The 12,535-nt window shown below is 62.8% G+C and carries 8 protein-coding genes; 2 read left to right on the top strand and 6 right to left on the bottom strand.

Annotated features, from left to right (window positions below; all coding sequences use genetic code 11):
- Positions 1-11 precede the first annotated feature (11 nt).
- Entirely contained in the window at positions 12-1,199 is a 1,188-nt protein-coding gene (locus tag PQ467_RS15015; protein ID WP_274174176.1) for an MFS transporter, read from the top strand.
- Here PQ467_RS15015 and PQ467_RS15010 read toward each other — a convergent pair.
- The gene (locus PQ467_RS15010; RefSeq protein ID WP_274174175.1) at positions 1,165-1,635 is read right to left on the bottom strand and encodes a hypothetical protein; all 471 of its coding nucleotides are present in this window, start codon (positions 1,633-1,635) and stop codon (positions 1,165-1,167) included. The two genes, PQ467_RS15015 and PQ467_RS15010, sit on opposite strands and share 35 nt — an antisense overlap.
- A 121-nt stretch (positions 1,636-1,756) precedes the next feature.
- Here PQ467_RS15010 and PQ467_RS15005 point away from each other — a divergent pair, with 121 nt between their 5' ends.
- Positions 1,757-3,454, top strand: a complete 1,698-nt coding sequence (locus tag PQ467_RS15005) for an FAD/NAD(P)-binding protein (protein WP_274174174.1) — start codon at positions 1,757-1,759, stop codon at positions 3,452-3,454.
- A gap of 7 nt (positions 3,455-3,461) precedes the next feature.
- Here PQ467_RS15005 and PQ467_RS15000 read toward each other — a convergent pair whose 3' ends face one another.
- From PQ467_RS15000 to PQ467_RS14980, 5 genes are all read right to left on the bottom strand, one after another.
- Positions 3,462-4,517, bottom strand: a complete 1,056-nt coding sequence (locus tag PQ467_RS15000; RefSeq protein ID WP_274174173.1) for a DNA topoisomerase IB — start codon at positions 4,515-4,517, stop codon at positions 3,462-3,464.
- A 14-nt stretch (positions 4,518-4,531) separates the two neighbouring features.
- Positions 4,532-5,002, bottom strand: coding sequence for a pyridoxamine 5'-phosphate oxidase family protein (locus tag PQ467_RS14995; RefSeq protein WP_274174172.1), 471 nt, complete (start codon positions 5,000-5,002; stop codon positions 4,532-4,534).
- A gap of 213 nt (positions 5,003-5,215) precedes the next feature.
- Complete coding sequence (locus PQ467_RS14990; RefSeq protein WP_274174171.1) at positions 5,216-7,525, bottom strand: TonB-dependent receptor; 2,310 nt, start codon at positions 7,523-7,525, stop codon at positions 5,216-5,218.
- Between the two features lie 256 nt (positions 7,526-7,781).
- Complete coding sequence (locus PQ467_RS14985) at positions 7,782-9,746, bottom strand: putative bifunctional diguanylate cyclase/phosphodiesterase (RefSeq protein ID WP_274174170.1); 1,965 nt, start codon at positions 9,744-9,746, stop codon at positions 7,782-7,784.
- 237 nt (positions 9,747-9,983) lie between these two features.
- On the bottom strand, positions 9,984-12,458 hold the full coding sequence (locus tag PQ467_RS14980) for a TonB-dependent receptor (protein ID WP_443192956.1): 2,475 nt from the start codon (positions 12,456-12,458) through the stop codon (positions 9,984-9,986).
- Positions 12,459-12,535: the final 77 nt, after the last annotated feature.

Here is a 12,535-nt window from a genome sequence, read left to right as displayed (position 1 = left end):
AGGATATGGCCATGAAGCTGAACCTCGGGCTGATCGCCCTTTCGGTCGGCGCCTTTGGCATTGGCGTTACCGAATTTGCGCCGATGGGCCTGTTGCCGGTCATCGCCACCGGCCTTGGCGTTTCCATTCCCACGGCGGGCCTGTTGATCAGCGCCTATGCGTTGGGGGTGATGATCGGCGCGCCGCTGATGACGCTGATGACCGGGCGCATGCCGCGCCGAACCCTGCTGATTGCTCTGGCGGGCATTTTCACGTTGGGCAATCTGCTGGCGGCCGTGTCGGACGGCTATGCCATGCTGCTGGCGGCGCGGGTGCTGACCTCGTTCAACCATGGTGCTTTCTTTGGCGTCGGCTCGGTCGTCGCGGCCAGTCTGGTGCCGCCCCAGCGGCAGGCCGGAGCGGTCGCCGCCATGTTCATGGGGCTGACCATTGCCAATGTCGTGGGCGTGCCTCTGGCCACCTGGGCGGGGGAGCATCTTGGCTGGCGGGCGGCGTTTTGGGGCATTTCGGGGCTGGGTATCATCACGATGCTCTCGCTGCGGCTGACGCTGCCCGATCTTCCCGCGCCGCCGGGCGGCAATGTTCTGGCCGAACTGCGCGTCCTGACGCGGGGCAGAGTGCTGGGCGCGCTGGGCCTGACAGTGATCGGGTCGAGCGCGATGTTCACCGTCTTTACCTATATCGCGCCGATCCTGCGCGAGGCAACGCAGGCCTCGCTGGGCTTTATCACCGCGATGCTGGTCACGTATGGCGTCGGCCTGACGGTGGGCAACTGGCTGGGCGGCAGGTTCGCCGACCGCTCGGTTGACCGGACCTTGCTGGTGACGCTGGCCGCGCTCTCGGCCATCCTTGTTGCCTTCGCGCTGCTGATGGCCTCGCCTGTGGCCAGTGCGGTGCTGATCTTCCTGTGGGGCGTGGCCAGCTTTGCGCTGGTGCCGCCGCTGCAGGTACGGGTGATGACCGCAGCCGCCGATGCTCCCAATCTGGCCTCCTCGGTCAACATCGGGGCCTTCAATCTGGGCAACGCTTTTGGCGCGGCGCTTGGCGGAGGGGTTATTGCGCTGGGCTGGGGTTATCCGGCGGTGGCCCTGGCAGGCGCGGCGACCTCGGCGCTGGGGCTGGTGGCGATCCTTGTTTCAGTCTCCGCGCCCAGCGCTGCCCGCGCTACATGCGGTCAAGCCGGATGTAGCGCGACGTAAAGGCCGGTTGGGGCTGGCCTTTCGCATTACGGCGGTCCAGCGCATGGCCCATGCGCTGGGCCAGTCGGTCAAGGTCGAGCACCGTATCAATATGCCAACCCGGCATTTGCGCGCGGGCCGATTGCAAGGCTTCGCGCCCGTTGGGGGCCTCAAGAAACAGATAGTGGTGCGTTTCGCGCAGATGTTCGGCGCTGTTTCGCCCCAGTTCGACCACAAAGAACCCCATGCCGGGCAAGCGTGCGCCGGGTTCCGGGGGCGTCAGATCAAAGCTTATCCAGCCGTCGATATGGGGCGCGCCGTAAAGCCCGGTGAATTTCTCGCGACACTGCGCCAACAGTTCCCCGTCATCCTGTGCCACGATGGCATGCACCGAATGGAGTTCAAAAAGGCAGTCCTCGCGGGTGCCGCCGATCTCGACAAGATAAAGTCTGGCCATAGTGGCTTGAAGCCTGCAGGCCGCTTTTGGTTCCGGCAGGCAGGTCTCGCTTTTGCGCCGGGTCGGCGCTTGCGGTGAGCCGATGGAACCGCGCGCGGTGCGCATCCATTGCATGTCTGTCATGAACGAAAACCTCTCTTCATCTCACCCGGCCGATGGCTGTTCGATCGCCATTGTCGGCGGCGGGCCCAGCAGTGCCTATCTGCTCCATACGTTTTTGCGCGCGGCCAAACCTTGCCGCATCACCGTGTTTGAAGCGGGCGCTGTGGCTGGGCCGGGCATTCCCTTTTCGGCGGATCACAATGGGGCGCATCTGCTGGCCAATATTGCCGATTTTGAATTGCCGCCCTTGTGCGAGACGCTGAACCAATGGGCGATGCGCCAATCGGATCGTCGGCAGAAGGAATTGGGCATCGCGGGTCTGGCCGAGGATGATCGCGCCTTTTTCCCGCGCCGGGCGCTGGGGGCGTTTTATGCCGACCAGATGCGCCTGCTGCTCGAAAGGATGCAAGGCAGCGTCACCCTGCACACGCTGGCGGCGGTGCAGGACGTGGCCGCCCATGCCGATGGCGTCAGCGTGACATGGCGGCAGGAAGGCGAGGCCCATGAGGCTCTGTTCGACCGGGTCATCATCGCCTCGGGCTATGGCCGCAGCGATGAAGCCCACGCCTTGGCGGGCGAAGCGGCGAAGGAAGTGACGGGGCAGCGCATCGCCGTGCTGGGCAGTTCGCTCAGCGCGATCGATGCCGCTGTCGAGGTGGCGATGCGGCGCGGGCGTTTTGAAGGTTCGGGCGATGGCTTGCGCTATATCCCGGACCGGCCGTGGTCGATTACCTTCCTCTCGCGCAATGGCCTGTTGCCGGAGGCGGATTTCTGGATTCCGGAGGATGCGGGCGAATTGCCGCTCTTCAATGCCGATGCGATTTCGCCAATGGCGCAGGGCCGCGATGGCGATCTTGACCGGATCTTTGATTTCTTTGCGCAGCAATTGGCGCAGGTTGACCCCGGCTATGCCCGCGCCATAGACCTGCCCAGCGCCACGCCGGACAATTTCGCCCAGCGCTATTTTGCGCGCCGCTTGTCCGCCGATCCCTTTGCCTATGCCCGCGCCAATTTGATCGAAGCGCGCCAAACCCATGCCCAGCGTCGCGCCAGCGCCTGGCGGCTGGTGCTGCTCTTGGCCCACAGTGTTTTTGGCAGCATCCTGCCCGCCCTATCTCCGCGCGATCTGGAGCGCTTCAATGCTGGGCTCAAGCGCTGCTTTGTCGATAATTATGCCGCCGTGCCGCATCTCTCGGTTGAACGCATGCTGGCCCTCCATGATGCCGGGGTGCTGACCGTTCACAAGATTGGCCCGATTGCCGACCCGGACCAGCGCGAGTTCATGATCGCGGGGCGGGCCATGCGCTTTGATGATCTGATCGATGCGCGCGGCCAGCCGGCGCTGGGGCTGGACCGCTTGCCTTTCCCGACCTTGCGGCTCCAGCTCTGTTCGCAGGCCAACGCCCGCCGGCGCGATTGGGAGGACGGTCTGTTTCCTGCCGCTGGTTATGTGCTCGACCCGGATGATATGGCGCTCTCGCGGGTCCACGCGCTGTGCCTGCCGTTCCTGTTGCAGCGCCACCCCTTCATCCAGGGCCTGACCGAGAGCGCGGCCATGGCGCAGGCCTGCGTCGGGGAAATCGGGCGGCGGATGAATGCCGCCGCGCCCAGCCTGCGCCAGAAAACGCTTGATGCTCTGGCCTGGCTTGAGCAGACGACGATGGTGTTTCAGGGCGACCGTTCGGTGCCGCTGATCCGGCCCCAGCAGGGGATGTGAGCGCCGGTCAGGCTGATTGGCCCAGCCCCGATTGGCTCAACCCCGATTGGCTCAACCATTGTGCGGCAGAGGGCTGATCGTCCAGAAAGGCGATCAGCCCCCGCTCATGCCGGTCCAGCCAGCGTGACGCACGGGGCAGTCGCAGGGCGCGCAGGGCGGCCTGATCATCGCCCGCCGCGGCGATCAGAGCGGGGTGGACATAGGATTTGCGCGCAATCGCGGGCGTGTTGCCCAGACTGGCCGAAACATGGGCCATGATTTCCTTCATGCTCAAATCCGCCGCCGCATCATGCATCATCGCAAAGGCCAGCGCTGAGGCAACCCAAGTGCGGAAATCCTTGGCGCTGAAATCCTGGCCCATGGTTTCGCGGATATAGGCGTTGACGTCGTGACTGGTGACGGCAACGGGATGGCCATCATCATCGCGATATTGAAACAGGGATTGGCCCGGCAGATGCTGCATCGCTTTGACAAAGCGGATCAGGCCTTTGTCGCTGACGGTCATGTCCCGCATCTGGCCGCTCTTGGCGCGAAACCGCAGATGGAGCGACGCGCCGCGCACATCGGCATGGCGCATGCGCAAGGTGGTGGCCCCGAAACTCTTGTTTTGCCGGGCATAGGTCTGATTGCCCACCCGGATGCCGCCGGTGTCGAGCAGACGCACCACACAGGCCAGCGCCCGTTCCATACAGGCGCCGCGCCTGGCCATGTCCTGCGCCACGCGGGCGCGGATCAGCGGGAGGGCGCGGGCAAAATCGGCGCAATGGTCAAATTTGCGGCTGTCGCGCTCGGCGCGGAAATCGGGGTGATAGCGATATTGCTTGCGCCCCTTTGCATCCCACCCGCAGGCCAGAATGTGGGCATTGGCCAAAGGCGCATACCACGCATCGCGATAGGCGGGGGGCAGGGCGATGGCGTTGAGCCGGGCGATGACCTGCGCATCGGTGATGCGATTGCCATCGGGATCGAAATAGCGCCATTTGTTGCGAAAACGACGCCGGGTGATGCCCGGCGCCGTGTCATCCATAAAAACGAGCGTCTGGCCCGCTTGCGCCTTCGTCATGGGCCGGGTGGGCCTTAGAGCTTCACATTGGCGGCATGACCCGCCACTTCGGGCCGCACATCCACGCCCAGCAGCATCTTGATCGTGCCCAACAGGCCCAGATGCGAATCCCACACCCGCGCCTGACCCAATTCCATCCGCATCAGCAGCAGATCGGGCGAATCCTTGCCTTCGGGAAACCATGCCTCAATCGGCCGCGACCAGAAATGGTCAAGCCTTTCCCGGCTGGTTTCCTCCACCAGCAAACCCTGAACCGAGGCGAACAGATCATGCCCCTTGGCGCTGAAGGTGAAGGAGGCGTCGCCCAGGGGGGCGAAGTCACCCGAACGGTTGGTAAAGAACCAGATGGCGCCATGCGCCTTGGGGTCCAGTTGGGCGGTCATCGGTGCCGCGGAATGGGGCGCGCCGTCGCGCCGCAGGATCACAAAGGGTGAAGAGGAAAGGTGATTCCAGAACTTGGCGGCGAGGTCTTGGGGGTTTTCCATGATGCGGCATCCTTGCGCTTGGCGTCCATCAAAGTGGCTCGACCGTTTTGCTGGTGCCTTGTCCAATGCCCGCGCGGGCGCGATGTTCCGCCCGCCGCGCCATGGTGAAATTGCCCCTTTGTGCAGGGGTTGGCCGCCGCCGGTTTGCGGGCGCAAAAAAAGCCGGGGCAGGATCAGACCCACCCCGGCTCCGTTTTATGCTTCAACCGCCGTTTAGCGCAGGCTGAGCGAGACGCCGAAAATGCGCGGTTCGTTGTAAACGCCCGCCATATAGTTTTCGATCACGCCGATCAGATTGTGCTTGTTGAGCAGATTGCGGGCAAAGGCCGCGATTTCATAATGCGGCGTGGCATAGCCGATGCGCGCGCCCAGTTCATTGTTGCCATTGGCGGTGAATTCGGCGGTGCGATACAGGACAAAGCTGGTCTTGCCCTGAATGTTCCAGTCACCGGCCACATAGATCTTGCGATCGGCCGCCAGCGGCACGTCATAGCGGGCCGACAGGTTGAGGTTATAGGTCGGCGCGTTAGGCAGCGGATTGCCGTTGATCGGCACGAAATAGGCCGTGCCGGCGCCGGTGCCCTTGGTGAAGCCGCCGCCGTTAAAGACGGTGCAGACCTGTATCCCGTTCAGCCCGCAGGTCTGGGCATAGACGTTGCTGTCCTTGATTTCGGTATGCAGCAGCGACAGACCCGAGCTGAGCGTCAGGTTGCCCGCCTTCAGGCTGAGGTCGGCCTCGCCGCCATAGCCCACCGCCTTGTTGGCGTTGAACAGCACGCCGTTGCCGTCGCTGTCATTGCCGTTCAACTGGATGTTGTTGACGGTGTAGTAGAAGCCGGTGAGGTTGAAGCGCAGCGCGCCGCCAAGCGCGGTGGTCTTGATGCCCGCTTCCCAGCTGGTGTTGGTTTCGCTGCCCGCGGTGGTGAAATCGGAATTGAACACCGCCGAACGGCCCTGAATCGTGGGGCCACGGAAACCGCGCGCGACGCGGGCATAGAGGTTCACATCATCGCTGGCCTTATACAGCAGGCTCAGATCCCAGCTGGGCTGGGTGTCGGCCAGGCGCACAAAGGTGCGACCCTTATAGGTCGAGGCGCCCGCCGCCGTGTTGGCGGTTTTCAGCAGGGCGGTCTTCTTGGTGTCATTGCTGACGCGAATGCCGCCCGTCACCGTCAGACGGTCGTCCAGCTTGTACGAAGCCTGACCGAACAGGCCCCAGCTGGTGTTGATATTGTGAAGCAGCACCCAGTTGTTGGGATTGTACTGCGGGCTTTGCGTGATGAAATAGCCGCGCTGGTCAAATTCGGTGTCATCGCGCGCATCGAAATAGATGCCGCCCACCTGCCACTTGAAGCGGGCATTGTCCTTGCTGGCCAGGCGCACTTCCTGCGTCCACTGGTCAAGCCCGCGCAGGCGGCCCTGCGACTGGCCATAGCCGTTGGCCGCGCCATTAACCGGGAAATTGGCCGCCGCGCCGCCATCGGTATCGCCGCGCGACCAGCCGTCGGCGCCCTGATAGGACGTGATCGAGGTCAGCGAGACGCCGCCGAAATCATGGCGCACGCGCAGCGTCTGGCCATAGGTGGAATAGTTCTGCGGGTTGTTCTGCGCCTCGTCATAGGCAACCTGCTTCTGGTTCCAGCTGCCCACCGTTTTGTTGCTGCCCTTGGCCAGCGAGCCGCGATAGAACAGCGTCGAGGTGCCCTGATACAGGCGGTAATTGGTGGTCAGGTTGATGCTGGTGGCCGCATCGGGGTCGAACTGGAGCTGAAAGCGGGTGTCGCTCTCGGTAAAGCGGCCCAGCGTCTTGCCGCCACCCACGGTGCCGTCGGCGCTGGGGCCGGTATAGGTGTTGGTCACCCAATTGTCGCGGTGCTGATAAAGCGAGGAGAGGCGGAAGGAGACCGTGCCGTCCTTGGCGATCGGGCCCGAAACGGCGCTCTCGATGCTCTGCGTGTTATAGCTGCCCCAGCTTGCGTCGATATGGCTGGTCCAGTCCTTGGTCGGCTTGGCATTGTCGAACTTGATGATGCCCGCCGTGGTGTTGCGCCCAAAGAGCGAACCCTGCGGCCCGCGCAGCACTTCGACCTGCGCCACGTCAAAGGCGGGGTTCGATTTCAGCACGACATGCTCAAGCACGACATCGTCCTGAATGATCGACACCGGCTGGCTGGCGCCCAGATAGAAGTCCACGTTGCCAAGGCCGCGGATATAGAAACGGGGGAAGATGCGCCCGGTGGTCGATTCGACATAAAGGCTGGGCACCTTGCCCGACAGGCTGAGCAGCGAATCGGCGCCGCCCGCGCGCGGGGCCGCCAGATCGTCGCTGCGCAGCACGGCCACGCTGATCGGCACGTTCTGCAGGTTTTCGCTGCGGCGCTGGGCGGTCACGGTGATGACATTGGCGTCATTGTCGCCCTCGGTTGCCTCGGCGGCCTGCGCATGGACGGGGGCCAGCGCGATCAGCCCGGCCAAAGCCAGAGCGCGGCGCGAGATCGCACCTTTATGAAGCGAAGTTTTCATGGATTGCTCCCTCAACAAATTCGAAAACTGACGCGGCGCTGCGTTTTTTCGCATCGGCGCGTTGCAATGGAATGGCGCAATGGTTCCCACGGCGCCCCCGTCTTTGCGGTTGCAGCCTTGGCCCCGGATTGTGACATCACCGGCGTCCGTTAGGCGCGTTTTAAGGATTTTCCCTCTTATTTTCCCGTATCGCTATCGCTTTGCTGCAACAGCGTATCATTTGTGCAACGGCGAATGGGTCTCGCGGTTCAGAAAATCAGGCGACCGCCGAGCGCCGGCCTCGGTCCATCCATGAGAATTGCGCATCGGCGCAGCGCTGCAGAAGATCGGCCAGCGGCAGGGGTTTGCTGAAAAGATAACCCTGCGCATGTTCGCAGCCCGCATCGGCCAGCGTCCGGCGCTGGGCCTCGGTCTCGACCCCTTCGGCCACACAGGTCAGACCGATGGTGTGGCACAGGGTGATGACCGCCGCCGTAATCGTGCTGCCCTCGTTGGTGTCGAGCGCGCGCACGAAACTGCGGTCGATCTTGATCTTGTCGAGCGGCAGGCGCTGAACATAGCCAAGGCTGGAATAGCCGGTGCCGAAATCATCGAGCGCGATGCGCACGCCCAGATCGCGAAAGGCCTGCAGCGCCCGCGCCGCCGCCTCGGCATTGCGCATCACGGCGGTTTCGGTCACTTCGATCCAGATCCGGCGCGGGGGGATGCCGGTTGCGGCAATCTCGTCGCGGATAAAGGCCAGCGTGCAGGCCGAGGTCAGATCACAGGCCGAGATGTTGAAAGACACCGCCACGTCATCGGGCAATTGCCGCGCGGCGCGCAACCCTTTGCGAAACACCGCGCGGGTGATGGAATGGATCGCGGTGGACCGCTCGGCAATGGCGATAAAATCCATCGCGGAAATCTCGCCCAGGCTGGGATTGGACCAGCGCGCCAGCACCTCGACGGCGCTGAGCTGTCCGCTGGACAGGTCGATGATGGGCTGGAGGACGATGGACAATTCCTCCTCAAACGAACTGGCCTGCAGCGCGGCCTCGATGGCACGGTCGGCGCGCACGGCGGTTTCAAGGCTGGGCGTGAACAGGCAGACGCCGCCGCCATGGACATGCTTGGCATGATACAGCGCATAGTCGGCCCGGTCGAACAGGTCGGCGGCATGGACCCCCGCATCGGGATATTGCGCCATGCCCAGCGAACCGCCCACCGAAAGCACGATCTCGCCGATCCGAATGGGCGCGCGCACTTGTTGCAGCAGCCTTTCGCAGGTGGCGACAAAATCATCGGCCTGCGTATCGATCAGCCCGAATTCATCCCCGCCCAGCCGATAGACCCGCACCGAAGGCCCCGCTGTTGCCCGCAGCCGATGCCCGATGGCTTCGAGCAGCCGGTCGCCCACCTGATGGCCATAGGTGTCGTTGATCGGTTTGAACCGGTCCAGATCCAGCACACCTACTGCAAAACTCGGGCCGTCCGCCTGCTGGGTCCAGGCGTCCAGATCGCTGTAGAACTGGCGCCGGTTGGGCAGGCCGGTCAGGCTGTCGGTCATTGCCAGCTTGCGGTTTTCCTCGTTCAGCCGCTGCAGTTCCTGATGCTGGGTGGCCAGCAGGCAGCGCGATTTGACCTGCATGCGGAAATTTTCAAATCCGTTGAGCAGCGCCCGCAGCAGCACCCCCAAAACCAGCGTCACATTGATGCCGATGGTGACAAAGGTCAGCATCTGCTTGCTGAAACAAAAGACGATGAAAGCCGGAAGCACCGAAACCGCCACCAGCATGGCGGCCTGGGGCAGGACGACCAGACAGAAGATGCAGCCGATTACCGTTGTCGACACAAAGAGCACCACATGCGCCTGTTCAAACGCACCGCCATAGGGGGCCAGAGACAGCGACCAGGCCGTATAGGCCGCGGCAATCGGCGCGGCCAGAATGCTTTGCAGGCGCAATTGGCGCTTGGCCTTTTCGGGCGTGGGCAATCCGCGATGCCCATTGCGCACCCAATGGACGATACGCGCGATCGTCACCGCAAACAGCACGGCCGGCACGATCAGCGTCAGCGACAGGGGCGCCTGGGTGCGATGGGTGATGGCAACGGCCGCCGCATTGATCAGCAACAGGCCATAGAGCAGCGGAACCTGCCGGTTCAGCGTCGCCACCTGCAGCACGGCAAGGTCGGGATCAGCTCCTATTTCCGCGAACCAGCGGATCAGACGCGATAGCCGCAAACGTCCTCTCCTTATCGTACGCGCCAGCCGATTGATCAGCATTATGGGCTGCCATTGGTGAAAAGGCCTCTAGCGGGGCCTTTGGTTGAATTGCGGATGATGTTGGAGATAAATGAGTAATTTGTCCAGTAAGGGAGCAGGTTCAAAACAGCAAAACCCCCGCGCCGTGGCCGGGCGGGGGTTTTGCTTGACTGGAGCCGGGCCCGGGGCTGCGCCCGGCCGGACCCGGGCGCAGCCTCAATATTTCACGCGAACATCGACCATGAACGAACGCGGGGGCAGGAAGCTGAACTGGTCGGCGCCTGCGTAATAGGTTTTGCCGCCCACCAGCGTGGTGCCGCCGTTGGAAATGGCGGTGATGGCGCGGCTGTTGAACACGTTCGACACAGTGGCGCCGATGCGGAAATGCTCGCCGATATCCTGGCTGATCGCGAATTCACCGGTTGAATAGGGGCTGATGCGATAGAGGCGGATGCCGTCCGTGGTGGTGAATTGCGTGACCGAGGTGGGCACGCCGTTGACCGAAGCCTTAACAGTGAAAAGTTCGGTGGCGTATTGCGGGCCGGTGAACTTCTGGCTGAAGGAGACGCGCAGGCTTTTGTGCTTGTAGATGAAGCCGGCGGCCGCCGTGCTGAAGGGCGCCTTGGCGATCTGGGCATTGGTGGTGCCGGAATGGGCATAGTTGTATGAGCCATTGCCGAACAGTGTCAGGCCTTCGATCGGCATATAGGCGATCTGGCCTTCGACGCCCTTGTAATGCACCGTGCCGATGTTGGCCAGCGTGCCCGAGAAGGCGGTCGTGTCGGTGGCGGTGGCGATCTTGTTGTTCACATTGATGATATAGCCGTCCAGATCGATTGAGACCTTGCGGCCATGCCAGACCGTGCCGACCTGATAATTGGTGCTGGTCTGGGGATTGACGGCGGCGGCGGCGGTGGCGGACTGGGCGGCGGTGGCCGCATCATACGAAGGCGTATAGAAGCTGGACAGGTCGGGCACATACATGCCCTGCGCATACTGGCCATAAAAGGACCAGTTGGTCCTGGGCTGCCAGTTGATCGTGCCGAAGGGCAGCGTCTTGGTCCAGGTGGCCGAGCTGTTGGCGGGCGAGCGGTAGGAGTCGGCGTTCACCAGCGCGTTCACGCCGCGCTTGAAGTTCACATATTTCACGCCCGGCGTGATCGCCAGATTGCTGAACGGGCGCAGTTCGAGTTCGCCGAAAAGCTGGAACTGATCCCAGCTTGAATTCTGCTCATACTTGATGTTGGCCAGATTGATCGAGGGATAGCCCGCCGTGCTGGCCGCGCCGCTGTAGAACTTCTGGTCATAGCTGGGCAGGCCGGTGGTCCAGCTGAAATCCCAGGTGTGGCGCCACGTGTTGGCATGTTCATACCAGCCGCCCGCCTTGATCTTGCCGAAACCGAACGTGTAATCCGCCTGGCCGATATAGCCGATCACGCGATACTTATTCAGCTTGTTATAGCCTGCGATCTGGCTGGCGTCGGTAACGGCCTTGTAGGGCGAGGTGGCCGTGCCTGCACCGGAAAAACCGGTGACGACGGTGCTGGTGTTTCCGCTCATCGTGTTGTTGGTATAGCCGTACATATAGACCCGGTTGTCGAGGCTGAGGTTGCTCGACAGATCGCTTTGCAGGCGCAGATAGGAGAAATCGGTGGTCTTGTCGGTGCGGTTATACTTCCAATAGTCCTGCTTTGCCGGATCGCCGCCCAAGCCATAGTTCAGGCCATACATGCCGATATTCGAGGTGGGCGCGCAATTTTCCGCCTTCAGGGTTGCCGAACCCGGCACCAGACCCGTGGTGGGAACGCCGCAGGTCGTGCCCTTGAGCACGTCCGACTGATAGTAATAATTGCGGTTCCACGTCGAGAGGATGGTCAGCTTGCTCGACGTGCCGATCGGGATAACGCCTTTGAAGAACAGGTTCTTCGACATCACCGGCGAATAGGTCAGCGCGCCGTCCGATTTCAGATACTGACCCGAAAGCGTGAACTTGGCCCCGTTCCACTTGTCGATCTTGCCGGTCTGCACTTCTGCGCGGCCGATAAAGCTGTTCCAGTTGCCCAGCAAAGCTTCGCCCATCACGCCCTGCTTGTCGGAAACGGCGCGCGAATACATGTTGATGTTGCCGCCATAGGTGGCCTGACCCAGCTGGCTGGCATTGCCCGGACCGCGATCGACCACGATGGTTTCAATCGTTGTGGCGGGAAAAAACGAGGTCGAGTGGTGGGTGGGGTTGTTGGTGTCGGCAAAGGGGATGCTGTCATAGGTGACGTTATATTCGCCATCCTGAAAACCGCGGATCGTCGCCTTGGTTTCGGAAAAGCCCTGGCCATTGCCGGTGCCCGAAATCGACACGCCCGGCGTCAGCGCGATCAGCTCGTTAAAGTCCGAGGCGGCATTGGCATTGTCGATGAATTCGCGGCTGATCGCGGCCTGCGGCTGGGTGGTGGTCAGCGAGGCCGTCAGCGGGGCGGCCTCGGCGGTGCGTGAGCCGGTGACGATGATGTCCGAGGTGGTCAGCGACTGGCGGTCATTGGCCTGCCCGGCCTGATTGGCGCTGGTGGACTGGTCATCGGCGGCGGCGTTGGCGGCGGGCACTTCGGCGGCCATCGCATAGCCCACGTTGGCAATCAGGCAGATGGCAAGCGCAGTGCTGGTCGCCAGCAGCGTCTGGATGGAATGTTTGCTCATGTTACGGCCCCTTGAACGGTATGATCTCTTTGGACGGCGGGTGTTCAAACCGGGCGGGCAAACCGGGCAGGCAGGCG

Source organism: Novosphingobium sp. KACC 22771 (assembly GCF_028736195.1).
Taxonomy (GTDB): Bacteria; Pseudomonadota; Alphaproteobacteria; order Sphingomonadales; family Sphingomonadaceae; genus Novosphingobium.
The sequence above is the reverse complement of the archived record's forward strand: the minus strand, read 5'-3'. Positions and strand labels throughout refer to the sequence as shown.

Bases quoted from the DNA above. Each gene is read 5' to 3' on its own strand.
- PQ467_RS14980 (WP_443192956.1), bottom strand. From the start codon at position 12,458: ATGAGCAAACATTCCATCCAGACGCTGCTGGCGACCAGCACTGCGCTT.
- PQ467_RS14995 (WP_274174172.1), bottom strand. From the start codon at position 5,002: ATGGAAAACCCCCAAGACCTCGCCGCCAAGTTCTGGAATCACCTTTCC.
- PQ467_RS15000 (WP_274174173.1), bottom strand. From the start codon at position 4,517: ATGACGAAGGCGCAAGCGGGCCAGACGCTCGTTTTTATGGATGACACG.
- PQ467_RS14990 (WP_274174171.1), bottom strand. From the start codon at position 7,525: ATGAAAACTTCGCTTCATAAAGGTGCGATCTCGCGCCGCGCTCTGGCT.
- PQ467_RS15010 (WP_274174175.1), bottom strand. From the start codon at position 1,635: ATGGCCAGACTTTATCTTGTCGAGATCGGCGGCACCCGCGAGGACTGC.
- PQ467_RS15005 (WP_274174174.1), top strand. From the start codon at position 1,757: ATGAACGAAAACCTCTCTTCATCTCACCCGGCCGATGGCTGTTCGATC.
- PQ467_RS15015 (WP_274174176.1), top strand. From the start codon at position 12: ATGAAGCTGAACCTCGGGCTGATCGCCCTTTCGGTCGGCGCCTTTGGC.